This window comes from Pseudarthrobacter sp. NPDC058329 (genome assembly GCF_042879835.1).
In the GTDB taxonomy this organism is placed as follows: Bacteria; Actinomycetota; Actinomycetes; order Actinomycetales; family Micrococcaceae; genus Arthrobacter.
In genome coordinates this window covers 176,495-202,029 of sequence record NZ_JBHVZR010000003.1, presented here as the reverse complement: position 1 = coordinate 202,029, position 25,535 = coordinate 176,495, and the positions used below count along the sequence as shown (strand labels likewise).

Sequence of the window (25,535 nt, the reverse complement as noted above, 5' to 3'; positions counted from 1 at the left end):
AACCAGCACATGAGCAGAACCGATAGCACCCAAGGCCCCCTGTCCGGCCATCTCGTTGTTGACCTGAGCCGGGCCCTGGCAGGTCCGCACGCCGGCATGATGCTGGCCGACCTGGGCGCCCGGGTTATCAAAGTGGAAAACCCCGGAACGGGGGACGACACCCGGGGCTGGGGCCCGCCCTTTGTAGGCCCCGCCGATGACCTGCAGTCCACGTACTTCATGTCCTGCAACCGCAACAAGGAGTCCATCAGCCTGGACCTGAAGAGCGCCGACGGGCAGGCGGTGCTGCGGGGGCTGCTGGAACGCGCCGACGTGGTGATCGAAAATTTCCGCCCCGGCGTTATGGACCGGCTGGGCTTCTCCCCGGCGGCCATGCACGAACTGAACCCCCGCCTGGTGATCCTCTCCATCACCGGCTTTGGCCACGACGGGCCTGAGTCGCAACGGAGCGGCTACGACCAGATCCTCCAGGGCGAGGCGGGACTGATGTCCCTGACGGGTTCCGGACCGGATGATCCCCAGCGCGTGGGTGTCCCCATCGCGGACCTGCTCGCCGGCATGAACGGTGCGTACGGGGTCCTGGCGGCCCTGGTGGAACGGGACCGGAACGGCCACGGGCAGGTGGTGCGCACCTCCTTGCTGGCGTCTTTGATCGGAGTCCACGCCTTCCAGGGCACCCGCACCACGGTGGCGGGAGAAGTTCCGCAGGCGCAGGGAAACCACCATCCCTCCATCGCCCCCTACGGGCTGTTCGCCTGCAAGGACGGCAGCGTCCAGATCAGCGTCGGCAGCGAAAAACTCTGGGCCTCGTTTGCCGCAACGTTCGGGCTTGACCCGGCGGCGCCGGGCTTTGCCGGCAACGCCGAAAGGGTGCGGAATCGCGCCGGGGTGATTGCCGCCGTCGAACGCGTCTTCGCGGACTATGGCGCCGTGGAGTTGCTGCAAAAACTGAACGACGCCGGGATCCCGGCAGGTAAGGTGCGCTCGCTTGATGAGGTGTACGCATGGGAGCAGGTAGCGTCACAGGGCCTCGTGGTGGACGTTGAACACCCGCTGCTTGGCAAGGTCAGCCTGCCCGGCCCGCCGCTGAGGTTCTTTGCGGCCGGTGACAGTGCGGAAACCACCATCACCGAGCACGACGCACCGCCGCTGCTGGACGAGGACGGCCCGGCCATTCGTGAATGGCTGGGACTGACAGCCGTTGCCGCCGGAGCGAAATAACATGCCGACGAGCGAAAAAATTCGGCACCTGAGCGCCGCCGAACTGCTGGACGCTGTGGTGGACGAAGGATCTTTCGTCTCCTGGGATTCGCCGGCGCAGGAACCGCCGCTATCGGACGAGTACTTCCGCGATCTGGCCAAGGCGCGGGAACGGAGCGGAACCGACGAATCCGTCGTCACGGGCGCAGGACTCATCCGTGGACGGCGCGTGGCGGTGATCGTCAGCGAGTTTTCCTTCCTCGCGGGCTCCATCGGCCACGCCGCAGCGCAGCGGATCGTGGCCGCCGTCGAGCGGGCCACCGCTGAGGGGCTGCCGCTCCTGGCGGGTCCTGCCTCCGGCGGCACCCGGATGCAGGAGGGGACGCTGGCTTTCCTGTCCATGGTGAAGATCACCGGGGCCGTGCGGGCACACCGGCAGGCCGGCCTGCCCTACCTGGTCTACCTGCGGCACCCCACTACCGGCGGCGTGATGGCATCGTGGGGATCCCTGGGCCACATCAACGTGGCAGAACCGGGCTCTCTCTTGGGATTCCTGGGCCCGCGGGTCTATGAGGCACTGCATGGGGAAGCGTTTCCGGCGAACGTGCAAGTGGCGGAAAACCTGTTCAACAAAGGGCTGATCGACGGTGTTGTGGAGCCGGGGGATCTTGCAGATTTGGTGGGCAGGGCGTTGGACATCCTCTGCGCCCGGAGCGGTGCCCGGCCCGAGGCGCCCGCCACGCTCGCTGTCCGGCCCGCGGCAGTTGATGCCTGGACTTCCATCGGGATCTCCCGGCGCCCCAAGCGGCCGGACCTGCGGCAACTGCTCAAGTACGGCGCCACCGATGCCCTGCCGCTGAACGGAACAGGGCAGGGCGAGAAGGATCCCGGGCTCCTGCTGGCCCTGGCCCGCTTCGGCGGACAGTCCTGCATTGTCCTGGGACATGCCCGGCCGCTGCGCAGGGATACGGCGGGAATGGGGCCCGGCTCGCTCCGGGAAGCGCGGCGCGGCATGAAGCTGGCGGAGGAGCTGCGGCTGCCGCTGCTCACGGTCATCGATACGGCCGGCGCGGCACTTTCGCAGGAAGCGGAGGAAGGCGGGCTGGCAGGAGAGATTGCGCGCTCGCTGCACGAGCTCATCGGGCTTGGGGCGCCGTCCGTTTCGGTGTTGCTCGGCCAGGGGGCCGGGGGAGGAGCCCTGGCACTGCTGCCCGCGGACAGGACCATCGCGGCGCAGCACAGCTGGCTCTCGCCGCTTCCGCCGGAAGGGGCAAGCGCCATCGTCCACCGGACCACCGCCCATGCTCCTGCCATGGCCCAGGCGCAGGGAGTGAACGTCACTTCCCTCTACGCCAACGGGCTGGTGGACCACATCGTGGATGAACGGGACGACGCGTCGCTGGAACCCCAGGACTTCTGCCGGCGGATGGCGCTCGCCATCGAGTACGAGCTGGGGTCAGTCGCCGGAACCTCGGTGCCGGAGCTCGTGGCGGCACGGTCCGCCAAGTACAGGAGCCTGGGCGCAGGCTAACCCGCCGCGGCTTTGCTGCTATCTGTTGCCGGCTTCGCGGTCCCTGCCCACCGTGCTATTTCCGCTGAGTGGACCGCGCGCGATGGGCGTTCCTCCGAAGCTGCAGGATGCGGGCACCGCCGGCCACTGCCACCAAAACTCCGCCGGTCACGCTCGCGATAAACAGCGCCATTCCCAACGGGACGAATCCTTCCAGCCCGAAGTATCTGACGGCCACCTGGTCCTGGTTCTGCAGGATGAAGATGATCAGCAGGATCAGGAGCACCAGGGCGGCCACGACGGCGGCCCAGACCACTCCGGCGCGGGTCACCCCTGGCTGGTCACCGGCAGGCCGGGGTTCAGTTGGAGTGGTACCTGCTGCCGGCCTACCCGGACTGACGCCCGTCCCCGGGCCCTGGCTCACGCCGGCTCCGGGGGCCGGGCTAACGCCCGACCCGGAGGCCGCACCATCGGCAGCAGAGGGTCCGGCTTGCGATGGAGCTTCGTCGTAGTGTCCGGTGCCAGGCTCCGGCTGCCGGTCCGGCGCGGGGGGTGGGTAGTTTCCGGTGCTCATGCTGGTTCCCTTCCTGCGGACGTGAATACTAAGCATGCTTATGGTCCCACCCTAGTAGGAGGCCTTCCTGCAGCACAACGCGGGAAGGCAGTGCGGGCCGAAAAGCGCTACGTGCCCGCGATGCGGCTGGCGTGTTCGGCTTCCTCTGGGCTCAGTTGCGCCGGACCGGCTGCGAGAAGGATCCAGCGGGCGGTGCCGCCGTCGGGAACTGCAAGGGCACCCAGCGCCAGCGCCCCGTCGATCCGGCGGCGTACTTCGCCTTCGTCCGTGGCGGCGGTTGCGAAGACGACGCGAAGAACCACAGTGTCCCCGTCCCGGGAGAAGCCGGTGTGGTGCGCGGCGAGCGGGCACGGCGGAGGGTGTTCCCAGTGTCCGCACAAGGCCACTGTGATGGCAGCACCAGGGGCGGCCGGATCCGAGGCGGCGACGTCCATCCGCAGCCTGGCTTCGTGGACGTACAGTCCCTTCACAGCTCCCGGTCCTTTCCACCACGGCTCCACTACGGCCAACAGCCGACCATCAGCAAAGCCACCGGACACTCATGACAGCGGAAGGGCCTCCGCTGGAGTCCCTTCCGCTGTTATGTGCGGTGCGGGCGTCAGACCCTCTCCTCGCTCCGTTCAGCTGACGGGGTGCGCGGCGATGGCGTCCTGCGCCAGCTCGGGAATGCCCAGAACGTGAAGTCCTGCGCCTTGACCGGCTTCTCCGGCGTTTCCACCGGGGTTTCGTGCTTCGCCTCGGGCTGGCGGTCAGCTTCTTTTCTGGTGCTCCGCCCGAAGTCCTTGTTGTAGGAATAACACATCACAGGCCTCCTCATGGTGACTGCCCTTTAATCGTCCTCCTGTTCCCCGGCGGAGTCGAGGAGTCCACCTTCTGCAGATCAGGCGCGGCCGGACATCACGTCGTCGGCATCCTGCGGCCGGTGGAACTCGCACGGCCCGTGATGCCGGAACGGCAGCAGGCAAATCCGGCCAGTGGGCAGATGCACCAGGGCGCAGCGCCCGGTCCTGGCGAGGTCCTCCCTGACATTGGCGTTGCTGAGGTCGGGCCTGCCCTGGAACATCTGGCGGGACGCTTCGCTGGAGGTGGTGGGATGTTCAGCGTTCATGCGGGCAACTCCTCATTGAGTATGGGCCTGGGGGGAGGAACGTAAACGTGCGGATCCTGCCAGTCTTCTGCATCACGGTTACGACTGCATTAAACCCGCGTTAGATCCAGGTCAACAAGCCCTCATACAAAGCCTTAATACCCCAACTGCCGGGCCACTTGCAGCAGGAGCGCCTCGGACCCCATCGGCCCTACCAGTTGGATTCCCATCGGCAGCCCGAGCCCGGGGGCGTCGCCGGTCCAATGGACGGGAATGGTGATGGCCGGGAGGCCGCACACGTTGACCATCGAGGACCACGGCGCGAATTCGCACTGCTTCCGGTAGTCGCCGTCGGCATCCCCTGCCCACTGCGCCGCCGGCCAGTGGCCGCCGCCGTGGGCCGTTCCGGTGAACCAGCCCACCGGGCGCGGCACCTGGGCGAGCGCCGGCATCAGCAGCAGGTCCCACTGCGCGTACTGCGCCACGGTGTCGCGCTGGAACTGCCGCAGGAACGCAAGGGCCTCGTTTAACTTGGCCGGGCTGCGCTGTTGGGCGCGGCGGCGGAAGGTCCGGGTCAGCGGCGCCAGCAGCGCTTCCCTGTGGGGGCTGATCCTCGCCGCGCCCACCGGCGCCGTCCAGGCGGTGGTGAACGCATCGGGGTAGCGGTTGTCGTAGCGGATGCCGGCTTCGCTGAGCGAATGGCCCGCATGCTCCAGAAGTTCCTGCCCACTCCGGAGCGCGTCCAGCGCCTCCTGCTCCGGGGTAAAAGGGAAGGTGCCTGACCAGGGGCTGTCCAAGGTGACGCCGATCCGCAGCGGTGGCGGTTCCTGGTCCACCCGCGAGAGGTAGCTGCGGTCCTGTGCGGAACCGGACGAGGGGGCCAGCGCATCCAGCATCAGGGCGGCGTCAGTGGCGCTCCGCGCCAAGGGGCCAGCCACCACCAGACGGGCCGGGTCGCCCAGGCTTTCCCCGGCCGGCACCAGCCCGCGGCCCGGCTTCAGGCCCACCAGCCCACAGGCGGCGGCCGGGATGCGGATCGAGCCGCCGCCGTCCGTACCAGGCGCGAAAGGAAGAAGGCCGGCGGCCACCGCTGCGGCGCTGCCGCCGGAGGACCCCCCGGAACTTCTGCTGGGAGCGTGGGGATTGCGCGACGGCGGCGCCACGCGGTTTTCGCTGTAGGCCGTCAGCCCAAATTCGGGCACCTGGGTCTTGCCGAGGGAGACCACGCCCGCCTCCTTCAGGAGGGCCACCAGCGGCCCGTCGCTGACGGCAGGCTTGTGGTCCAGGGCAGCGCTGCCGTGGGTGGTCACCACTTCGGCCACGTCAGTGAGGTCCTTGAACGCCAGGGGCATGCCGTGGAGGAGTGGCAGCTCATCGGGGGTGCGCGTCCGGTGCGAGTCGGCGGCGCGGGCATGTTCCATCGCCTGCTCCGCGGTCACAGTGACGAACGCCCCGAGCAGGGGATTATGCTGTTCGATCCGGCCCAGGAAATGTGCGGCCGCTTCCGTTGAGGAGACCTCGCCCTGCCGGAGGCTGTCCCGTAGCGCGAGGGCAGAGAGGTCGTGGAGCTCAGCCAAGGTACCGGGGCTCCAGGCGTTCCTCATCAGCGCCCTCGCCATCCTGTGGACCAGTGACGATGTACGCGCCCTTGCCGCGGACTTCGGCCACCGCCTCGACCAGTGCCGTGCCCCGGTAAACCAGCCCGACGCCGTCGTCCGTGCAATGTGTCTCGCCAAGCGTCCCGTCCGCCACGAGCCGGTGGACCAGCGGCCGCCTGCGCTCCTCCGAGTCGTAATGCACGCCGTTGGCAAAGGGCAGGAAGGCCAGGCCGTTTGTCACGGCGCGCAGTTCGGGTCCAAACGAATCGGTGGTGCCGCCCTGGAACCAGCAGATGGACCCGGCGGACACCCCTGCCAGGACCACCCCGCTGTGCCATGCCTTTTGCAGAATGTTTTCCAGGCCGTGGGCCCGCCATACCGCCAGCAGGTTCACCACAGAGCCCCCATTCACCCACACAACGTCCTGTTCAAGCAGGTGCGCCTCAGGATCGGACTGGTTGGGCATGGTGAAGAGGTTCAGGTGGCTGAAGTCGAACCCCGCCAGCCGCGCCGCCTCATCCATTTCGGCGTTGAACGCGCGCTGGTCACCCGCGGCGGTGCCGATATGCGTCACCTTCGGCGCCCTGCCGCTGACCCCTGAGAGTTCGACGGCGTGGTGCAGCAACCGGCCGAACTCAAGGCGGGTGCGCGTTCCGGGCTTGATGCCGCCCGACGTTGCCAGGATGGTGGGCTGCTCTGCAGGCAAGGGTTTCCTCCTCGGGTGTTTCCAGAAGCCTAACTTGCCAAACTTCCGGGCACCCGGGAGCCGAGGGCACTAGGCTTAACACTGAACCCGATCTGCCAGACAGGACTTCCCATGAGCGATTTTGATACCGTCCGCGTCAACGACCTCCCTGCCGACGCCGCCATCCTGGACGTCCGCGAGGATTACGAATGGGTGGCAGGCCACGCTGACGGGGCCCTCCACATCCCCCTGGACCAGCTGCCCGCGCGGCTGGACGAACTCGATCCGGACCAGGACCTGTACGTCATCTGCCGAACCGGTGGCCGCTCGTTCCGCGCTGCGCAATGGCTCACGGGCCAGGGGTATACCGCGATCAATGTTTCCGGTGGCATGGACCAGTGGCTTGAGGCGGGTAAGCCCCTGGTCTCGGACAACGGGCTGAAACCCCTGGTTCTCTAGCGCCTTCTTCTTCCGCTTTCCGGGCGCCCCGGCCAAGGGACGCTTTCATGCCTCTAAAGGAATGCCTATGCCTGCGCCCTCTGCCACCTATGCCTTCCTCGGGCCCGAAGGTACCTTCACCGAGGCGGCCCTGCTGAAGGTCCCGGGAGCTGCGCAGGCCGCCCGCGTCCCGGCGTCGAACGTTAATGTTGCACTGGACAAGGTGCGAGCCGGTGCAGTTGATGCTGCGATGGTGCCGATTGAAAACTCGGTGGAAGGCGGCGTCACGGCCACCCTCGACGCCATTGCCACCGGTCCGGAGCTGCGGATTATCCGGGAAGTCCTGGTGCCCATCAGCTTCGTACTGGTGGCCCGGCCGGGCGTGCGGCTGCAGGACATCCGGCGGGTCTCGACGCACGGGCACGCCTGGGCGCAGTGCCGGCTTTGGATGGATACCCACCTCCCTGCGGCTGAGTACTTGCCGGGATCGTCCACCGCGGCCGCGGCTCTGGGGCTGCTGGATGAGGGCTGCCACTATGACGCCGCCATCTGCGCCCCGCTCGTGGTCCAGGAACAGCCCGGGCTTTCCGCCCTCGCCGAGGATATCGGCGACAACCCCGGCGCCGTGACCCGCTTCATCCTGGTCAGCCGCCCCGGCATAGTGCCCGGGCGCACCGGGGCCGATAAAACCACAGTTGTGGTGCCCCTGCCCGAAGACCGCCCCGGCGCCCTGATGGAAATCCTCGACCAGTTCGCCAGCCGGGGCGTGAACCTCAGCAGGATTGAATCCCGGCCCACCGGACAGTACTTGGGGCACTACTTCTTCAGCATCGACGCCGACGGCCACCTGGGTGACGCGCGCGTGGCAGATGCCCTGGCCGGGCTCCACCGGATCAGCCCGGCCACCCGTTTCCTTGGCTCCTACCCGCGGGCGGACCACCAGGAGACCGTGGTGGAGCCGCATACTTCTGATGCTGCCTTCGCGGCAGCGCGGACGTGGGTGGCCGGGTTGCTGCCGCAAACCGGGCCGGAAAGCGGTTCCGCCGCTTCGCCCACAGCGTAGGCAATTGCGTTTCTTACCACTTCCGCGGGCTGTGGACAATGCGTATGCTTACTTGATCCACATTGGGGGATGGCCCTTAGCGAAGGGAGCGGGTCATGAGTACCAACAGCTCTGACAACGATGGCCAGGGGATGATCGTCAATCCCCGCCCCGCCGCCGACAACCAGGACTGGGACGGCGACGAGGCCGACCGGGCGGACCGCCTGCGCTTCGAAGAGGAGCAAGCCATGATCCGCGAGCAGTCCGAGGCCCGCGCCGCCGCAAAAGCCGCCGCCGAGGCACACAAGGAAGCCCACGCCTGAACGCCGCCCGCTAGACCAACGTTGCCTGCCCCTTAACCCTGATCAACAAAGAACGCGGCTCCACCTGGACGGTAACCTTGGTGGCTTCGCCTGCCGTGTCGCCGTCGAGCTGGGTGGGCATCGGCTCGGGGCATTTGATGACCGCCCTTCCCGACCTGTAAACGGTCATGATGGGCAATTTTCCGCTGTGCTTGAACATGATTTTGACGTACATCAGCACCCAGCCGATCGCACTGCGCGGACTCATCACCACCACGTCCAGCATGCCGTCATCGATCATGGCCTGCGGGATGAAGTCAATGCCGCCGGGAACCAGCCCGCAGTTGGCGAAAAGGATGCTGCGGATGTTCCGGACCTGGTCCGGGCTGCCGTCCAGCGAGATGGAGATCCTTTTCCGCCGGCCGGGCAGGTGCCGCATGCCCGCCTCCGTGTAGGCCAGCCAGCCGAACGCTTTTTTGAGGCCGGCGTTGGTATCGGCCAGGACTTCGGCGTCCATGCCGATGCCCGCGATCACCAGGAAGGCGTGTTCGGAGGAATGGCCGGTCCGGGAGTTTTCAATGCCCATCCGCGCGGTGTCGATGTAACGCTGGTGGCCGAAGAGGGCTGTCTGCACATTGCCGTGGAGGTCGTTGACGTCCAGGTCCACATTCCGCGCCAGGAGGTTGCCGGTGCCCAGCGGGATGAGGCCCATCGCGACGCCGGTGCGGGCAAGTGACTCAGCCACCACCCGGACGGTGCCGTCCCCGCCGCCCACCAGTACGACGTCGGGCGCGTGCCCCAAGGCGGCCTGCACCTGGGAAAAGCCGGGGTCCTCGGCGGTTGTTTCGTAAAAGACGGGTTCGTCCCAGCCGGCCGTAAGGCAGGCGCGCTGGATGGTGGCCCTGGCTTCGTCCGAGCGGGCTTTGATCGGGTTGAGAATCACCGCCACCCGCTGGTGGCTGAGCCCCGGCTCGTGGGCGTCTTCGCCAACGGCGCTTCGCATGTGCAGCGCCTTGAGCCTGCGCACTCCCCACCAACTGGAGACCGCGAAGGCAAGCGCCACCGCAATCAGCAGGTAGAGAATCAGGTCGCTCATGGTGGTTCAACAGTATCCCGGCGGCAGGTGCGCCGGTCCCGCATGCCGGCCGGCCGCCGTCGTACTCCTTCGGATTGGATACCCTTATGGGGTGATCGACGTAAAAGACCTCAGCGAAAACCCGGACAAGTTCCGAGCCAGCCAGCGCGCCCGCGGCGCAGACGAATCAGTGGTGGACGCGATCATCTCCGCGGACTCTGCGCGCCGGGCGGCGCTGATCCGCTTCGAAAACCTCCGGGCCGAGCAGAACGTCTTCGGCAAGAAGGTGGCCCAGGCAAAGGGCGACGAGAAAAAGGCCCTGCTGGCCGAGGTGAAGGAACTGGCCAACTCGGTCAAGGCCGCCTCCGCGGAGGCCGACGCCGCGCAGTTGAAGCAGGAAGAACTGCTGCGGACCATCCCCAACCTCATCGAGGACGGTGTTCCCGAAGGCGGCGAGGATGACTACGTGGTGGTGAAGACCGTTGGCACGCCCCGCGAGTTCCCGGACTTTGAGCCGAAAGACCACCTGGAAATCGGTGAGCTGATCGGCGCGATCGACATGGAACGCGGCGCCAAAGTATCCGGCGCGCGCTTCTACTTCCTCCGGGGCGTGGGTGCCCGGCTGGAGATGGCGCTGCTGCAGATGGCCATGGACCAGGCCATCGAAGCCGGTTTCGTTCCGATGATTACGCCCACTTTGGTGCGCCCCGAGACGATGCAGGGCACCGGCTTCGACGTAAAGCACGACGCCGAGATCTACCGTCTGGCCGAAGACGACCTTTACCTGGTGGGCACCTCCGAGGTTGCGCTGGCCGGGTACCACGCGGACGAGATCCTCGACTTCTCCGCCGGCCCCGTCCGCTACGCCGGGCAGAGCTCCTGCTACCGCCGCGAGGCCGGCTCGCACGGCAAGGACACCCGCGGCATCATCCGCGTGCACCAGTTCAACAAGGTGGAGATGTTCATCTACACCACGGTTGAAGAGGCCGCGGCGGAGCACCAGCGGCTGCTGGCGTGGGAAGAGGAGATGCTGGCCAAGTGCGAGTTGCCGTATCGCGTTATTGACACCGCGGCCGGAGACCTTGGCATGTCCGCCGCACGGAAATACGACTGCGAAGCCTGGGTTCCCACCCAGGGCGCGTACCGCGAGCTGACCTCCACCTCGAACTGCACCACCTTCCAGGCCCGCCGCCTGAACATCCGCGAACGCGCGGTGAACTCCGAGGGCGTCGCCAAGGGCACCCGCGCTGTTGCCACTTTGAACGGAACCCTGGCCACCACGCGCTGGATTGTGGCTCTCCTGGAGCACCACCAGAACGCGGACGGCTCGGTCAACGTGCCGAAGGCGCTGCAGAAGTACATCGGCGGCCTTGAGGTCCTCCCGGTCCTGCAGGTTCGTTAGCACTTTCGCGCGTTCCGGGGCTTGTTTGCGGATCCGAACCTTGAGGGTTTGGATCCGCGAACAAGCCTGGGAGCCGCAAATTCGGGCCAGCGGGGTTAACACTCACACCGGGGACAACCTGTGGGTATTAACCAACTGTTCAATAACGCTGTGGCGTGCGTCCTAGCAGGGGTTGGGGGACGTCTGCTCTACTTGATGGATGACTACGCTGACTGAAACCTCAGTCGCCGGCAACGATGACCGGCGAGAGAACGAAAACAACAACACAGACCAAAAGCTCATGGTCGCCCTGGACGTGGACGGCACCCTGGTGGACCACGACGGGCACATGTCGCCGGCCGTCCGCGAAGCGGCGCAGGCAGTAGTGGCAGCCGGGCACGAGGTGATGATCGCCACCGGCCGATCCCTCAACGCCATGCTGCCCATCATCGAGAAAATCGGCATCGAGCGGGGCTACGCGGTCTGCTGCAACGGCGGTGTGACGCTCCGGCTCCATCCGGAGTTCGAAAGCGGCTACGAGGTCATCCACAAGGCCACCTTCGACCCGGCTCCGGCGCTCCGTGCCCTTAGGGAGCGGCTTCCGTCAGCCAAGTACGCACTGGAGGACGAGGATGGCAACTTCCTGTCCACCGAACGCTTCCAGGACGCAAGCTTCGGTGTCGAGGCCGTTGGCGTGGACTTCCAGACGATGCTGGAGGCCACGGCCGTCCGTGTGGTGGTGTTCAGCACCGAAAACACACCGGAAGAGTTTACCGAGGCGATCGAGCACATCGGCCTTGCCGGGGTGACGTACTCCGTGGGTTGGACTGCGTGGCTGGACATTGCCGCTGCCGGCGTTACGAAGGCCAGCGCCCTGGAAAGCCTGCGTGGCCGCCTGGGTATCGAGCCGCATCTGACGGTTGCCGTCGGTGACGGCCGGAACGACATCGAAATGCTCAACTGGGCGGGACGGGGCGTGGCGATGGGCCAGGCCCCCGAGGAAGTGATCGCCGCAGCAGATGAGGTCACCCACTCAGTGTTCGACGACGGGGCCGCCCACGTGCTGCGCAGCCTCCTCTAAGCTGCCGGGGACTTCCGGTGCTTTTGGTTCAGACTGCAGCCATGGCGGCCTGCACAGTATTGGCCGGCCTTGCCGTTTTCCAGGCCGCCCTGGTGGGCGGTGCCCCGATTGGCAGGTTCGCGTGGGGTGGCCAGCACAACGTTCTGCCCACGGGGCTGCGGGTAGGAAGCGCGGTGTCCATCGTCCTGTACGCGGCGTTCGGATATATGGCGCTCGCCAAAGCAGGCATGGTGCCGGCCCCGGGAAACGAGACTGTCACGTCGGTGATCGCCTGGGCGTTGACAGGCTATTTCGCGCTTGGCGTGGTGATGAACGCTATATCGCGGAGCAAACCGGAGCGTGCCGTTATGACGCCGGTGGCCCTTTTCCTCGCTATCGCCTACCTGGTCCTCGCCGCCAACTGATCACCCGCCGATCGTTCACGTGAGCCCAGCGCCCAGGGGACGCCCGCCGTCGGGCAGAATGGAAAGCATGACCCTTACGACGTTCGCCCTCATCCGCCATGGACAGACTGACTGGAACGCCGAGCGCCGGCTGCAGGGATCCACTGACATTCCGCTGAACGACATTGGCCGGGCCCAGGCGCGTGACGCCGTCGACATTTTGTCCGCTTACGAGTGGGACGCCATTGTCTCCTCGCCGCTGAGCCGCGCCGCCGAGACTGCGGATGTGATCGCAGCGGGGTTGGGCCTCAGCGAGGTCCGTCGCGTGCCTGAGCTGACCGAGCGCAGCTTCGGGCCCGCGGAGGGCATGCAGGCCGGGCCGGAACTGGATGCCCTGCGCATTCCCGGTGGTTTCCGCGGCGCCGAAAGCGAGGACGAGGCCGCAGACCGCGGGCTGGCGGCGTTGGAGGCGCTGGCCGGGGAGTTCAGCGGCCGCCGGCTTCTCGTCGTCGCCCATGGGACGCTGCTCCGCGTGAGCCTCAGCCGCGCCGTCGGGAGCACCCTGAAGAGCATCGACAACGCCGTACTGAACCTTGCACACCACCACGCGATTGACGGCTGGCAGCTCGAATACTTCAACGGCGAGCCGGTGATGGCGGCCAGCCAGGGCTGAGGGTCGGCCGAAGCCCGGGCTCTCACCCAAAAAGCAGCGCGGCTCCGAGTAGGAGGGGGACGGACAGCACTGTGGTGATGACGGCCGTCGACTGGGCGAGCGTCTGGCCGACGTTATAGCGGATGGCATAAAGCACAACGTTCTGTCCCGTGGGGAGGATTGCACAGGCGACGACGACAAACGTGCTGAATTGGTCCAGGTGGAACACGAAGGCCGCCAGCACCCAGGCCAATGCCGGCTGTACTGCTGATTTAAACACCACCGCGACAGTGGTGGGCGCCAGATCGCCGGTGCCGCCGCGCAGGGTGAGCCCGTGGAGGGACATGCCGAAAATGATCAACATGAGCGGGACCGTCATCTGCGCCGCCAAGGCTATGGGGGCGAGCACAAGTTCAGGTACCTCGACCTCGAATGCGCTGAGCAGGATGCCCAGGATCGCCGCGACGGTGACGGGATTCCGGAAGGGCGTGGCGAGGACCTTCCGGACCGACAGCTTGTGTCCCTGCGGGTCGGCCAGATCGAGGATGGTGAGGGCAACCGGCGTCAGCAGGGCGAGCTGGAACAGCATGATCGGGGTGACATACGTGGCGCTGCCCAGCACGTAGGCGGACAGCGGTACGCCCAGGTTGGTGGAGTTCACTATTCCGGTGGTCAATGCACCGATGACGGTGCGCCGGGTTCCCCAGCGGCGCAGGGCTCCCACCGCGGCAAAAACAGTCATGCAAGCGACGGCGGTGATCACCGAAATCAGGCCGGTGGCACTAAGGACCTCCGTGACGTGCCGCGTGGCGATCATGGAGAACATGAGGCTTGGCAGTCCCACCGTGAACGTCAGGGCTGAAAGAACCTTGGTTCCCTGCTGCCCCAGAACGTTGTAGCGGGCCAGCAGGTACCCCGCCAACAGCACCATGCCCACAACAAAAAAGCCCTGCAGTACCCCTTCCAAGAAGGCAAACCTCAATTCCGTAACGCGTAGTTTGCCCCTGAAGCCGATCTTTAGGAGGCAAGTCCTTCGTAGCACAGCAATTGCCCTGCGTCCCGAGCCTCGTACGAATTCGCCGCTCAGAATCCGGCGGCGCAGCTCCTTTGGTGCAGGCGTCTTTGGTGAGTATCGGGGACGGCGGCACCTGAGGATCCTTCAAAATCTGGGGCTTTCCCGGCCTCTCGCCGCAGACGCGCCGAAACCAGCTACGTCCAATACTAGGGCGCATGGCCTGGCACCATTCACGCGTCGTGGGGTGAAACCATGCTCATCCGGGATGAAGCCCGGTGGTACCGAGAAGAGGACGTATCCCTGGTGATAGTGGCCGGCGAGCGAGCGATATAGGTAGGGCTCCTGGCGGCGATGGGGCGGCACCGGCCGGATGGCTGCTCGCAATCCGTGCGGTCATTACCGTCATTACCGCCGGCTTCGCCCACGGTCCCCGCAGCCGTATGGTGGAAGTCATCCCCGGCTGACGGCACGATTATTGCGGCCGGTGCGTCTATCCTGGCAGTGCTCCCCAGAGAACGGACCACGCATGCGTGAATTGAATTTCATCAGCACCGGAAAACTGGACTGGATTGAACGGAACGACCCGGAGCTGATTACTGGCGACGATGCGATCGTGCGCCCGATCGTCGTGAGCCGCTGCGACGGTGACACGCTGCCGATCCACCACCGCGTCAGCAGGGCGATGCAGGCCGGGCTGAAGGCGGGAGCAATCGATCCCGCGGTGGGAAGCATCTGTGGGCCGGTGCCGTTCCAGGGTCCTTTCGCGATCGGGCATGAGGCCATCGCCGAGGTGGTTGAAACCGGAGCGTTCGTCCAGAATCTCCGGGTTGGTGACAAAGTGGTGGTGCCCTGGTCCGTCTCGTGCGGGAGATGCGGGACCTGCCGGCGGGGCCTGACGTCAAAATGCATCACCGCCCGGGACGGACGAACCCTCGCGGCGTTCGGGTTCGGACCGGCAAGCGGCCACTATGGGGGTATGGTTTCGGACCTGTTCCGGGTTCCGTTCGCAGACCACATGCTTGTCCCGCTTCCCGTCGGGTTGGACCCGCTCCGGGTCGCAGCAGCCAGTGACAACTTGTCTGACGCCTGGCGCACCGTTGTGCCGCACCTTCGGGCCCGTCCGGGCGCGAACGTCCTGGTTTTGGGCGGTGGCGGGAAATCGATTGGCCTGTACGCGGCGGGCCTGGCAGCAGCGCACGGTGCATCGGTGGTGGATTACGTCGACTCCAGCCCGCAGCGCCGGGAAGTTGCCGCTTCGCTCGGCGCCGTCGCCCATCAGCGGTCCGGGAAACCGGCCGCCAACCCGGGCTACGACATCGTCGTCGAGGCGTCAAGCACCACCTCAGGGATCCGCAAAGCCATCCGCGCCACGGCCCCGGGCGGAATCTGCACGGCAATCGGCTATTACGTCGGCACCAATACCGGAATTCCCCTGATGCATATGTACGCCAACGACATCACCCTGCACTTGGGCGTCTCGCATCCCCGCGCCGTCCTGCCCGAACTTCTGGACTGGGTCCACAAAAACAACTTCCCCGCAGAGAAAGTCACCAGCCACTTGGCGGACTTCGACGACGCCCCCAGGGCGTACGCCGAACACACTACGAAGCTCGTCCTGCACCGCCCGGCACTCTTCCAGGCCTGAGCAGTCAGCGCACCTCGAGGATCAGGGCCAGCAAGCGGGCGGCCGCAGGCCGGGCGGCGTGTTCCTCGTTCCATTGCGCCCGGGTTACGGCTTTGCTGACTGCCTGCGTGGTGATGCCCAGTTCCTGTGCCACGGCCTTCTGTTGCCCGCGGACGCCGGGGGTCAGCAGGTCAAGGACCCGCCACTCGGCGTCCGTACGCTCACGGACGATCTGCCCCAACAGGCGGAGCACGGCCTCAGCGTCGTGGGCAACATCGGCCAGCGGGCCCTCCACCGCAACCGGAACCCGCTCCTTGCCGTTCCGCAGCCGGTCCACCGCGCGCCGGGCATAGACCAGGCCGTGGCCGGAGGCGTCCTTGATCTGGTTGGGCAGCGGTTCGTTGACAGGCCCGACGCCGATTCCCACATACCAGGAACCGCAACGCAGTGCGATCAGCGCAGCCTCCACGGCCTGGTGCGGACAGTCCACGATGCCCTGGACCTCGTCTTCCACCGACCGGTCGAAGTCCAGGCGCGCAGGAATGTGCCGCAGGTCTTTGAGCAACTGCGGCACCCGGTCACCATCGCGCCGGCTGTCCGTTTGGTTGATAGTCAGCGTGAACACTGAACCAAAGACTACCCGCTGGTAGCGCCGTCCAGGCAAGCGGGGTTGCCCCGCCCGGTACCCATCTGATCCGATGGAGCAATGGCCGCCGTTGGCGGCGACCCCGAAGTGAGGATGGTTATGACCAGCAGCATAGGGCAGGACGAACTCGAACTTGTAGACCGCTGGTGGCGCGCCGCCAACTACTTGTCGGTGGGCCAGATCTACCTTCGCTCCAACCCGCTGCTGCGCGAACCGCTGCAGGCCGAGCACACCAAATCACGCCTGCTGGGCCACTGGGGCACCACCCCCGGGTTGAACTTCATCTACGCACACCTGAACCGCGTCATCCGCCGCGACTCCGCCGAGATGCTCTTTGTGGCAGGTCCCGGCCATGGCGGCCCCGCCGTCGTCGCCAACGCCTGGCTGGAAGGGACATACTCCGAAATTTACGGCCACGTGGGCAACGACGCCGACGGCATGGCCGAGCTGTTCCGCCAGTTTTCCTACCCGGGCGGCATCCCCAGTCACGCTGCTCCCGAAAGCCCCGGCTCCATCAGCGAGGGTGGGGAGCTCGGGTACTCCCTCGCCCACGCCTACGGCTCGGTGCTGGACAATCCCCAGCTGGTGACCGCCGTCGTGATTGGCGACGGCGAGGCGGAGACAGGCCCGCTGGCGGCCAGCTGGCACTCGCACAACTTTTTGGACCCGGCCACGGACGGCGCGGTGCTGCCCATCCTGCACCTGAACGGGTACAAAATCGCCAACCCCACCATCCTGGCGCGCATGCCCGAAGCGCAGCTGGAACAGCTCCTGCGCGGCTTCGGCCACGAGCCGTACTTCGTCACCGTGAAGGACCCAAGCAACACGGGGCAGGCTCATCAGGACTTCGCCGAGGCGCTGGAAACCTGCATGGCCGGTATCCGCGCCGTCCAGGAGTCCCGCCGGACGCCGGCGGAAGGTGCAGGGGAGGCGGACGGCGAAGCGCCCCGCTGGCCCATGATCGTGCTGCGCTCGCCGAAGGGCTGGACCGGACCCCGCGAGGTGGACGGGCTGCAGGTTGAGGGCACCTGGCGGAGCCACCAGGTGCCGCTGTCGGGGGTCCATACCAATGAAGAGCACCTGCGGCTGCTGGAGGAGTGGCTCCAGGCATACCGCCCGGAAGAACTGTTCGACGGCGACGGCCGGCTCCGGCCCGACGTCGCCGAGGGGGCGCCTACGGGTGAGTTCCGGATGAGTGCCACCCCGCACGCGAACGGCGGACTGCTGCGCCGCGCCCTGAAGCTGCCCGATTACCGGGACCACGCCGTCGAGGTTGCCCGGGCGGGGACGGAGCGGGTCAGCCCGATGATCACGCTGGGTTCGTGGATGCGGGACGTCATCGAGCTGAACATGGAAACGTTCCGGCTGTTCGGCCCGGACGAGACGGCGTCGAACCGGCTCCAGAACGTCTATGAGGCCACCGACAAGGTGTGGCAGTACCGGATTGACGACGTCGACGAGCACCTTGCGCGCTCCGGCAGGGTGATGGAGGTGCTGAGCGAACACCTGTGCCAGGGCTGGCTGGAGGGTTACCTGCTGAGCGGACGGCACGGCGTCTTTAACTGCTATGAGGCTTTTATCCATATCGTTGACTCGATGTTCAACCAGCACGCCAAGTGGCTGAAGGTGCACCGCAAGCTGCCGTGGCGTCAGCCCGTGGCCTCGCTGAACTACGTGCTGTCCTCGCACGTGTGGCAACAGGACCACAACGGGTTCTCGCATCAGGACCCGGGGTTCATCGACCATGCCGTGAACAAAAAAGCCGAAGTCATCCGGGTGTACCTGCCGCCGGACGCCAACACCCTGCTGTCCGTGATGGAGCACTGCCTGGCGTCAACGGATTACGTGAACATTGTGGTCAGCGGGAAGCAGCCCTCACCCACCTGGCTTGGACCGGCCGACGCTGCCACGCACTGCCAGCGGGGGCTGGGCATCTGGGAGTTCGCGGGGTCCGAGGTCCCCGGCGAGGAGCCCGACGTCGTCCTGGCCTGCGCCGGTGACGTGCCCACAGTGGAGACGGTTGCCGCGGCGGAGCTGCTTAAGGCGGGCGCGCCCGGGTTGAAGGTCCGCGTGGTGAACGTGGTGGACCTGATGCGGCTCCAGGACGAAAGTGAGCACCCGCATGGCCTTCCGAAACGGGATTTCGACGGAATCTTCACCACGGACAAGCCCATCATCTTCGCCTACCACGGCTACCCCGCGCTGATCCACCGGCTGGCGTACCGCCGCAGCAACCAGGATGGCCTGCACGTGCGCGGCTACAAGGAGGAAGGCACCACCACTACCCCGTTCGACATGGCCATGCTGAACGGCATCGACCGGTTCCAGCTGGCCATCGACGCCATCGACCGCGTGCCGGGACTGGCGGAGAAGCACTCGCTGCTGCGGCAGGAGCTCCAGGACAGCAGGATTCGTGCCCGGGAGCACACCCGCACCCACGGGGAGGACCCGGAGGAGATCCGGGACTGGAAACTCGGCTGACCCGCCTCAGGCGGGGAGTTCGGCGAGGCCCCACAGTTTCAGTGAGGCAGCAGGATAGACCTCGGCCAGGCGCCCCGACCCGTCCCGTCCCGTGGTTGCGGACCGTGGAGTGCCGCGATTTTCGCCTGGATCACCGCGGACCTCATGGCCGGGTGCGCCAGCCGGTCAGCCGAGACGCTGAGCGGAATCAGGCCTGTCCGGGCGGTGACGAAGCGGTCCGTGTCCCGGTAGGCCAGCAAACGCCGCCCCTCGATGCCGTCGTGGGCCAGGACAGGGCCGGCGTCGAAGTTCAGGCTCCCGGTGAGGAACGGGATCAGCGCCTGCGGCCAGCCCACCGGGCAATCGATACCCGTCATATCCGTAGCGTCGGAGCGGATCGCCGCAGAACTCGAAGGGGACTTCCGGGTGCTTGCGTACGACACCTACGATCACGGCTGGCCCTCCAACTCTCCGCGGCAAGGACCGCTGGTGGACCGGCCCAACTCCTGGTTGTGGAGGACGCCGGCCACAACGCCTACTTCCAGCGCCAGGACATCCTGGTGGAAGCAGCGCGCAGCACGGTCGCCACTTCGCGGGAGCGTTGAGGCGCCCCGGGCTGCTCTGATGTGAGCCTGAGCGCCCCGGGAATCCCGCCCGTTTCGCTGACCGCATCCCCGCGGGCGAAACCGGCCCATAAGCTCCGCAGTTGCTTCCCGACGGCGTCCACGTCTTCCCAGCTTGCGCCGGCAATCAGCCCCACGCCGTCCCACGTGTTGCGGTTGCCGAACAGGAGTGGGAGATCGATGGTGTGCGCGGCACCGAAGACGTTGCCGGGGGCGTGCCAGTTCAGCACGTAGCTGTGGGCCTTACCGCCGGCCCTGACATGGCGCCGGGCGAATTTTCGCGCCGCCCAGCCATAGACGGTTTCGGTAATTACCCAATCAATGGCCCGGATCACTGCGGTTCCAGCATATGGAACGCCGGCCAGCCGGCTGAGGTAGGGGCTCCGGGGCAGGAAGAGCCGAGCCTCTTCGGACGTGTGCCCAATCAGCACCTCGATTCCTGGCGCTGACCGGTTCCACGCGGCCTCAATGTCCGATTCCTCCGGAAGGGGAGCGTGCCCGTACTGGGTGCCGAAGGGCATGGCCGCCAGCATCCCGAATTTCCGCGCCACCTGCGCAACGTGGTCCTCGCGTTCCACCACGTCCATCGCAGGGGTCTCCTCGCTGACCGCTTCGGCGGCGATGCCCATGGCGTGGTTCATCTTCGCCCTGCCGCGGGAAATTCCCAGCGGGGCGCTTTGCAGGATGGCCCGCTGGAACAGCGACGGCGCTTCAGGGGTCGCCATGAGGTGGGCGATGGCGTCGCCGCCGGCGGACTGGCCGAAAGCGGTGACCTTGCCGGGGTTCCCGCCGAAGGCATCGATGTTCCGCTGCACCCAGCGGAACGCCTCGAGCTGGTCCAGCAGGCCCAGGTTGCCCGGCCGGCCTGACCGCGTCGCCAGGAAGCCGAACAGCCCCAGCCGGTAGGTCACCGAGACCACCACCACGCGGTTTTCGGCCACCAGCACGGAGGGGTCGAAGATGGCCAGGTCGCCGGAGCCGGTGGTGTAGGAGCCGCCGTGGATCCAGACCATCACGGGCAGCTTCTCGCCCGGGGCAAGATCGGCAGGCATGGTGATGGAAAGGTTCTGGCAGTCCTCGCTGCCCGGAAGCTCACCGTAGCGGGTGCCCAGGACGTCGTCGAGGAACGGCACCGGCCCCTGCGGGCAGGCGGGGGCCGGGGAGGTCGCGGCGAAGGGTTCGGCCCAGTCCGCCGCAGGAACGGGAGCCTGAAAGCGGCCGGCAGAGGCGTAGGGGATGCCGGTGGCCCGGATGACGTCCCCGTCAAGCCAACCGGTGACGGGGCCGCAGGGCGGGGCAAAAGTTGGTGCGGAGTTCACGCACCAACCTTAAACCACCAACGCGGGGTCACTTGCGGCCCAATTCCGCTAGCGGAATGGGCGCGAAGTGACCCCGCGTTGGTGTTATGTCAGTGGCCCGTGGGCACGTAACGCTTGATGGAGGCTTCGAGTTCGGCTTCCGCGGCGGCGCGGTCGCCCCAGCCCTCGGCCTTGACCCACTTGCCCGGCTCCAGATCCTTGTAGCGGGTGAAGAAGTGCTCGATTTCCTTGATCAGGAAGTCGTTGACGTCGCTGACTTCCTGGATGTGGTCGAACCGGGCATCCACGGGGACGCAGAGGACTTTGGCGTCGCCGCCGCCGTCGTCGGTCATGTTGAAGACGCCGATGGGGCGGGACTCAACGATGACACCTGGGTGCAGGTCGAAGTCCTGCAGGAGCACCAGCGCGTCCAACGGGTCGCCGTCCTCGCCGAGGGTGTTCTCGAAGTATCCGTAGTGCGTGGGGTACTGCATGGAGGTGAAGAGGACGCGGTCCAGGCGGACGCGGCCGGTCTCGTGGTCAACTTCGTACTTGACGCGGGATCCCTTGGGGATCTCGATGGTCACGTCATGCTTCATGGAATGCTCCTCGGCAATTGCAGGGGGTTCGCGGCACACTTGACGGCTCACCAAAAGGAGTGTCCGTGCCGCCGACTATTATTGAGGATATAGCGAGAGGCCCTGGAATCAGGAACTTGTGGGGATATTTCAGGACTTGAGGACCATCACCAGCATGACCAAACCAACTGCCGCGGAACCACGGCCGGACCGTGTCCGCCACAGCGTCCAGGCCGGTGTCACGCGCCTGCGGAGGTCCTGGCCGGCGCTCTTGCTGACAGCCCTTCTGGTGGTGCTGATGGTCCCCGCGGCCCTGCTGGTGGCTCCGGGTTTCCTGGGCCCCGAGCTGCCTGCGCCCCCTCCACCAGCCCCTGCCTGGCAGCAGGCTCCGGCCAGGCTCTCACCTGAAGCAGGGCTTACCCCGCTGTCCGCGTCGGCCAGCATCCCGCTGGCGTCCAGCGTCACCGCGCAGGTGGAGCCTTTGTTGAAGGCCGACGGCGGCGGAACCTTCACGGGGCTGGTGCAGGATGCACTCACCGGGCAGGTCCTCTTTGACCGCGGCGGATCCGACAACAGGGTGCCGGCCTCCAACATGAAGCTGTTGACCGCAGTAGCGGCCCTCCGCGCCCTTGGCCCCGAGCGCCGGTTCACCACGTCCGTAAAAAGCGGTCCGGCTGCCGGGCAGGTTGTGCTCGTTGGCGGCGGCGACGTCCTCCTGGCCCCGGGCGAATCGAACGGGGAGCAGGTCATGGGCCACGCCGGCCTGGCCACGCTGGCCGTCGGGACTGTCGAAGCGCTGAAGGCCGCCGGAACGTCCGGCGAGATCAAGGTCCTCGTGGACGATTCCCTGTTCACCGGCCCGGCACTGAACCCGGTCTGGGCCGAGGGCGACGTCGCTGCCGGGGAAGTCGCGCCGGTTTACCCCTTGGCGCTGAACTCCGCCCGCTACGATCCGGCGGTTACCACCGGCCCCCGTCCGCAGGACCCGGCGATGACCGCAGCCGAGGAGTTCGCCGCCCGGCTGCGGACCGCAGCCGCGGCCGCGGGACTGACTGTGGCAGCCGCCGTCGAACGTTCACCTGTTCCTGCGTCGGCGAGCGGGGAAGAGCCCGGGAAGCCGGCAGTCCTGGCCGAAGTGGAGTCGGCCACGGTGGCCCGGCAGGTGGACCTCATGCTGCAGGCATCGGACAACTACCTTGCCGAAGTCCTGGGCCGGATGGCAGCGGTGGCGGCAGGCCATGCCGGCAGCAATGACGGCGCCACCGCAGCCGTCCGCGCACAGCTCGCCGACGCCGGGATCCCCGTCGACTCGATACAACTGGTGGATGTGTGCGGTCTGGCCACGGGCAACCAGGTCTCAGCCCGCCATTTCGCGGACGTGGTGCGGGCCATCACCACCGGCACGGACGGCAGGCTCCGCGCGGCGCTGGACGGGTTTCCGGTGGCCGGCCTCAGCGGCACATTGGACACGCGCTACCGCGATGACTCGACGGCGCGGGGCGCGGGGCTGGTCCGGGCCAAGACCGGCACCCTGAACACGGTACTGGCGCTCAGCGGCTATGTGGTGGATGCCGACGGCCGCCTGCTGGTCTTCTCCTTCATCGGCAACGGACTCACACCGGGCGCCGCGGGCAACAGGGCGGCACTTGACCGTGCCGCGACGGCGCTCGCCGCCTGCGGCTGCCGGTAGCGCTGAACGCTTTGAAGGTTCGAGCGGCCCTGGCCCGCATTACCGATGCCGGCCCGGGCCAGTTATGCGGGCGAGAGCCGGCTATGCCGGAAGGGGCCGCTGTTGCGGTGTAACCATCACGGTGCCAGCAGGACTTAGGGTCCGGCTTTCGCGATCCTGTGAACCGGCTGTGGACGTGTGTGCCGCGGTTGCGGGGGTTCGCCGGTCAGCGAACTTAAGGACGATCCGCAGCCTGCTGTGTTCTGATGGGAGCTATGGAGTCCACTGCAGGTGAGTCGTCAGCCCAAACCTTGTCCAGCCAGGCCTCGTCCCTGATCAACTGGGACCTCGCCGCCTCCACGGCTGCGCGGCTGGCTCCCGCCGGTCCGGTCCTGAACCATGCCGCCATCGGTGACGCCGTGGAAAGCCTGCGCCGGCTTGCTGATGCCTCGGTTGAGCACGTCCACGAAATCACCGGGCTGGAAGCGGCGCGGGACCTTCGGGACTCAACCGTGCTGGTGGTGGACCGTGCTTCCTGGGCCAAGGCCAACACACAAAGCTTCGCGGTGATGCTCAAGCCCGCCATGGAGAAGATGCTCGAAAACCGGCGCGGCACGTTGAGCCCCGCCGCGGCCAGTGTCAGCGGCGCCATCACCGGCAGCCAGTTGGGCGCGGTCCTGGCCTTCCTGTCCAGCAAGGTCCTGGGCCAGTACGATCCCTTTGCCGCGCTCGCCGAAGGATCCACCGCGCCGTCGGGCGGGCGCCTGCTCCTGGTCGCCCCCAACATCGTGGCCGTGGAGCGCGAACTGAACGTCACCCCCGAGGATTTCCGCCTGTGGGTCTGCCTTCACGAACAGACGCACCGGGTGCAGTTCGCGGCGGCCCCGTGGCTGCGTCACCACATGCTCGAGCAGATCGACGAACTCAGCGCCCACCTGCTGGGCAACGTTGATTCGCTGATGGAGCGGGCCACCGCCGCCGCCCGTTCCCTGAAGGACCGCACTGCCAATGGCAACACCCCCGGACGCGGTGCCATCCTGGACCTGCTGCAGGACCCGGAGGAAAAGGCCGCCATCTCGCACCTCACCGCGGTGATGAGCCTCCTCGAAGGCCACGCCAACGTGGTGATGGACGCCGTGGACGCCAGCATCGTGCCGTCCGTGAAGACCATCCGGCAGCGGTTCAACGACCGTGGCAAGGACCGGGGCGTGGTGGAAAAATTCATTCGCAGCCTGCTGGGCCTGGACGCCAAAATGCGCCAGTACTCCGACGGCGCCCGGTTCGTCCGTGCCGTGGTGGACGCCGCCGGGATGGAAGGCTTCAACCGGGTTTGGGAGTCGGCGGACCACCTGCCCACCGAACCCGAGATCCACGACGCCAAGCTGTGGCTTGAGCGGATGGGACTCTGATTGCCGGACGCGCCCCACTCCCAAAAACCTGATCACAACCCGCCTGACGTGCCCCGGCCGGCGTCGCCTTCCGCAGTGGCACCTGCGCGCAGCGGCCGGCGGCGGCCCGGAAGGCTGGCGCCCGTGGTTGGTACAGCACGCAAAATGCTTCAGGACGCCCTGGCCCAGGCCGGGTACCCGCAGCACGTCCTCGTAGCGTGCAGCGGCGGCCCGGACTCGCTGGCCCTGGCATCAGTGGCCGCCTATTTTGCCCGCCGCGGGCACGTTGGCGGCCACCCGGTAACAGTGGGGGCGGCGGTGGTGGACCACCAGCTTCAGGAGGGATCCGCCCGGGTGGCGGCGGACACGGCTCAGGTCCTGCAGGAGCTGGGCCTTGCCCCCGTGGAAGTCCGGACCGTGACCGTGGCAGGGGAAGGCCTGGGGCCGGAAGCTGCGGCGCGGGAAGCCCGGCACGCAGCACTTGAAGCCGCCGCGGCAAACCAGGGAGCGGATGCCATCCTGCTGGGCCACACTTTGGACGACCAGGCCGAGCAGGTGCTGCTGGGTCTGGCCCGGGGCTCGGGCACCCGCTCGCTGGCGGGAATGCGGCCGGCCCGCGGCATGCTGCTGCGGCCGTTCCTTGGGCTTCGCCGGGCGGACACCGAGAAGATCTGTGCAGTCGAGGAACTGAACCCTTGGCACGATCCCAGCAACTCGGACCCCGCCTTTGCCCGCTCACGGACGAGGGTGGAAGTGCTTCCGCACCTGGAGGAGAAGCTTGGCCCCGGCGTTGCGGAATCGCTGGCCCGCACCGCCTCCATCCTGCAGCTGGATGCCGACTACCTGGAGGATGTGGCGGATGCCACCTTCACGTCTTTGGTGGAGCGGAGCGGCCTGGAATTGAGCCTTCCGGAGGAGGCGTTGCGCGCCCTTGACCCCGCCATCAGGTTCCGTGTGATTGCCAAGGCAGCGGCCGACGTCGGCGGGCAGCAGCCCAGCTACCAGCGCCTTCTGGCGGCGGAAGCGCTCCTGCGGCGACAGGGCTCGGCCGGCCCGGTTGAGCTGCCCGGGGGAGTGGGCGTGTACAGGTTGTCGCTCGCGCAGCTGGAAGACGATCCGGCAGCGGACCGCCCAGCCGCGGGGGATCAGGGCGCCCCCGTTCCCCGCGGAGGCGCACGCTGTGGGAAGCTAGTATTCCGGCCTCAAAAACCGCCCGCAAAATAGTC

25 protein-coding genes and 1 pseudogene are annotated in these 25,535 nt (G+C 67.0%); 14 read left to right on the top strand and 12 right to left on the bottom strand.

Annotated elements, in window-relative coordinates; genetic code table 11:
- Positions 1–9: 9 nt before the first annotated feature.
- Together ACFVYC_RS07025 and ACFVYC_RS07020 are read left to right on the top strand one after the other, a co-directional pair.
- Positions 10–1,221 carry a CaiB/BaiF CoA transferase family protein gene (locus tag ACFVYC_RS07025; RefSeq protein ID WP_387548363.1) on the top strand — a complete coding sequence of 404 codons (1,212 nt, stop codon included), beginning with the start codon at positions 10–12 and terminating at the stop codon, positions 1,219–1,221.
- 1 nt (position 1,222) lies between these two features.
- Entirely contained in the window at positions 1,223–2,731 is a 1,509-nt protein-coding gene (locus ACFVYC_RS07020) for a carboxyl transferase domain-containing protein (protein ID WP_387548361.1), read from the top strand.
- 55 nt (positions 2,732–2,786) lie between these two features.
- On the opposite strand, the gene ACFVYC_RS07015 is transcribed toward ACFVYC_RS07020, so the two are convergent.
- The 6 genes from ACFVYC_RS07015 to ACFVYC_RS06990 form a co-directional block, all read right to left on the bottom strand.
- Positions 2,787–3,284, bottom strand: a complete 498-nt coding sequence (locus tag ACFVYC_RS07015; RefSeq protein ID WP_387548359.1) for a lipopolysaccharide assembly protein LapA domain-containing protein — start codon at positions 3,282–3,284, stop codon at positions 2,787–2,789.
- A 107-nt stretch (positions 3,285–3,391) separates the two neighbouring features.
- Positions 3,392–3,754 (bottom strand): hypothetical protein, encoded by a 363-nt coding sequence (locus ACFVYC_RS07010; protein ID WP_387548356.1) that lies wholly within the window; start codon positions 3,752–3,754, stop codon positions 3,392–3,394.
- A 128-nt stretch (positions 3,755–3,882) separates the two neighbouring features.
- Positions 3,883–4,086, bottom strand: a complete 204-nt coding sequence (locus ACFVYC_RS07005; RefSeq protein WP_387548565.1) for a hypothetical protein — start codon at positions 4,084–4,086, stop codon at positions 3,883–3,885.
- 78 nt (positions 4,087–4,164) lie between these two features.
- The gene (locus ACFVYC_RS07000; protein ID WP_387548354.1) at positions 4,165–4,392 is read right to left on the bottom strand and encodes a hypothetical protein; all 228 of its coding nucleotides are present in this window, start codon (positions 4,390–4,392) and stop codon (positions 4,165–4,167) included.
- A 134-nt stretch (positions 4,393–4,526) separates the two neighbouring features.
- Positions 4,527–5,948, bottom strand: coding sequence for an amidase (locus ACFVYC_RS06995; protein WP_387548563.1), 1,422 nt, complete (start codon positions 5,946–5,948; stop codon positions 4,527–4,529).
- Positions 5,941–6,675: a Type 1 glutamine amidotransferase-like domain-containing protein gene (locus ACFVYC_RS06990; protein ID WP_387548352.1), complete on the bottom strand. Its 735-nt coding sequence runs from the start codon at positions 6,673–6,675 to the stop codon at positions 5,941–5,943. The genes ACFVYC_RS06995 and ACFVYC_RS06990 overlap by 8 nt, the downstream gene beginning before the upstream one ends.
- 111 nt (positions 6,676–6,786) lie before the next feature.
- Here ACFVYC_RS06990 and ACFVYC_RS06985 point away from each other — a divergent pair, with 111 nt between their 5' ends.
- The 3 genes from ACFVYC_RS06985 to ACFVYC_RS06975 all read left to right on the top strand — a co-directional run bounded on the left by ACFVYC_RS06985 (position 6,787) and on the right by ACFVYC_RS06975 (position 8,457).
- Positions 6,787–7,113, top strand: coding sequence for a rhodanese-like domain-containing protein (locus tag ACFVYC_RS06985; RefSeq protein WP_387548349.1), 327 nt, complete (start codon positions 6,787–6,789; stop codon positions 7,111–7,113).
- A 67-nt stretch (positions 7,114–7,180) separates the two neighbouring features.
- Positions 7,181–8,155 carry a prephenate dehydratase gene (gene pheA, locus ACFVYC_RS06980; RefSeq protein ID WP_387548346.1) on the top strand — a complete coding sequence of 325 codons (975 nt, stop codon included), beginning with the start codon at positions 7,181–7,183 and terminating at the stop codon, positions 8,153–8,155.
- A gap of 95 nt (positions 8,156–8,250) precedes the next feature.
- Complete coding sequence (locus ACFVYC_RS06975) at positions 8,251–8,457, top strand: hypothetical protein (RefSeq protein ID WP_387548343.1); 207 nt, start codon at positions 8,251–8,253, stop codon at positions 8,455–8,457.
- A gap of 10 nt (positions 8,458–8,467) precedes the next feature.
- On the opposite strand, the gene ACFVYC_RS06970 is transcribed toward ACFVYC_RS06975, so the two are convergent.
- A complete protein-coding gene (locus ACFVYC_RS06970) occupies positions 8,468–9,532 on the bottom strand; it encodes a diacylglycerol/lipid kinase family protein (RefSeq protein ID WP_387548340.1) in 1,065 nt (354 codons plus the stop codon).
- A gap of 91 nt (positions 9,533–9,623) precedes the next feature.
- Here ACFVYC_RS06970 and serS point away from each other — a divergent pair, with 91 nt between their 5' ends.
- The 4 genes from serS (at position 9,624) to ACFVYC_RS06950 (ending at position 13,029) form a co-directional block, all read left to right on the top strand.
- The gene (serS, locus tag ACFVYC_RS06965) at positions 9,624–10,913 is read left to right on the top strand and encodes a serine--tRNA ligase (RefSeq protein WP_387548337.1); all 1,290 of its coding nucleotides are present in this window, start codon (positions 9,624–9,626) and stop codon (positions 10,911–10,913) included.
- Between the two features lie 199 nt (positions 10,914–11,112).
- Positions 11,113–11,973: an HAD family hydrolase gene (locus ACFVYC_RS06960; protein WP_387548334.1), complete on the top strand. Its 861-nt coding sequence runs from the start codon at positions 11,113–11,115 to the stop codon at positions 11,971–11,973.
- Positions 11,974–12,014: 41 nt separating this feature from the next.
- Positions 12,015–12,377, top strand: a complete 363-nt coding sequence (locus ACFVYC_RS06955; protein ID WP_387548332.1) for a hypothetical protein — start codon at positions 12,015–12,017, stop codon at positions 12,375–12,377.
- Between the two features lie 67 nt (positions 12,378–12,444).
- Positions 12,445–13,029, top strand: coding sequence for a histidine phosphatase family protein (locus tag ACFVYC_RS06950; RefSeq protein WP_387548329.1), 585 nt, complete (start codon positions 12,445–12,447; stop codon positions 13,027–13,029).
- 22 nt (positions 13,030–13,051) lie between these two features.
- Here the strand turns inward: ACFVYC_RS06950 and ACFVYC_RS06945 are convergent, their stop codons facing one another.
- Positions 13,052–13,975, bottom strand: a complete 924-nt coding sequence (locus ACFVYC_RS06945; RefSeq protein ID WP_387548326.1) for an AEC family transporter — start codon at positions 13,973–13,975, stop codon at positions 13,052–13,054.
- Positions 13,976–14,549: 574 nt separating this feature from the next.
- Between ACFVYC_RS06945 and ACFVYC_RS06940 the strand changes: the two genes are divergently transcribed.
- Positions 14,550–15,668 (top strand): alcohol dehydrogenase catalytic domain-containing protein, encoded by a 1,119-nt coding sequence (locus ACFVYC_RS06940; RefSeq protein ID WP_387548323.1) that lies wholly within the window; start codon positions 14,550–14,552, stop codon positions 15,666–15,668.
- Between the two features lie 4 nt (positions 15,669–15,672).
- Here the strand turns inward: ACFVYC_RS06940 and ACFVYC_RS06935 are convergent, their stop codons facing one another.
- Positions 15,673–16,272 carry a hypothetical protein gene (locus ACFVYC_RS06935; protein ID WP_387548320.1) on the bottom strand — a complete coding sequence of 200 codons (600 nt, stop codon included), beginning with the start codon at positions 16,270–16,272 and terminating at the stop codon, positions 15,673–15,675.
- 120 nt (positions 16,273–16,392) lie between these two features.
- On the opposite strand from ACFVYC_RS06935, the gene ACFVYC_RS06930 reads away from it, so the two are divergent.
- On the top strand, positions 16,393–18,774 hold the full coding sequence (locus ACFVYC_RS06930) for a phosphoketolase (protein ID WP_387548318.1): 2,382 nt from the start codon (positions 16,393–16,395) through the stop codon (positions 18,772–18,774).
- Positions 18,775–18,798: 24 nt separating this feature from the next.
- Here the strand turns inward: ACFVYC_RS06930 and ACFVYC_RS06925 are convergent.
- From ACFVYC_RS06925 to ACFVYC_RS06915, 3 genes and pseudogenes are all read right to left on the bottom strand, one after another.
- A pseudogene (locus tag ACFVYC_RS06925) lies at positions 18,799–19,136 on the bottom strand (DUF429 domain-containing protein); the annotation flags it as partial.
- A gap of 152 nt (positions 19,137–19,288) precedes the next feature.
- Positions 19,289–20,695 (bottom strand): carboxylesterase family protein, encoded by a 1,407-nt coding sequence (locus ACFVYC_RS06920; protein WP_387548316.1) that lies wholly within the window; start codon positions 20,693–20,695, stop codon positions 19,289–19,291.
- 89 nt (positions 20,696–20,784) lie between these two features.
- Complete coding sequence (locus ACFVYC_RS06915; protein ID WP_387548313.1) at positions 20,785–21,273, bottom strand: inorganic diphosphatase; 489 nt, start codon at positions 21,271–21,273, stop codon at positions 20,785–20,787.
- A gap of 154 nt (positions 21,274–21,427) precedes the next feature.
- Between ACFVYC_RS06915 and dacB the strand changes: the two genes are divergently transcribed.
- From dacB to tilS, 3 genes are all read left to right on the top strand, one after another.
- Positions 21,428–22,942, top strand: coding sequence for a D-alanyl-D-alanine carboxypeptidase/D-alanyl-D-alanine-endopeptidase (dacB, locus tag ACFVYC_RS06910; protein ID WP_387548311.1), 1,515 nt, complete (start codon positions 21,428–21,430; stop codon positions 22,940–22,942).
- 254 nt (positions 22,943–23,196) lie between these two features.
- Positions 23,197–24,330 carry a zinc-dependent metalloprotease gene (locus ACFVYC_RS06905; RefSeq protein ID WP_387548308.1) on the top strand — a complete coding sequence of 378 codons (1,134 nt, stop codon included), beginning with the start codon at positions 23,197–23,199 and terminating at the stop codon, positions 24,328–24,330.
- Positions 24,331–24,474: 144 nt separating this feature from the next.
- The gene (tilS, locus tag ACFVYC_RS06900) at positions 24,475–25,533 is read left to right on the top strand and encodes a tRNA lysidine(34) synthetase TilS (protein ID WP_387548561.1); all 1,059 of its coding nucleotides are present in this window, start codon (positions 24,475–24,477) and stop codon (positions 25,531–25,533) included.
- Positions 25,534–25,535: the final 2 nt, after the last annotated feature.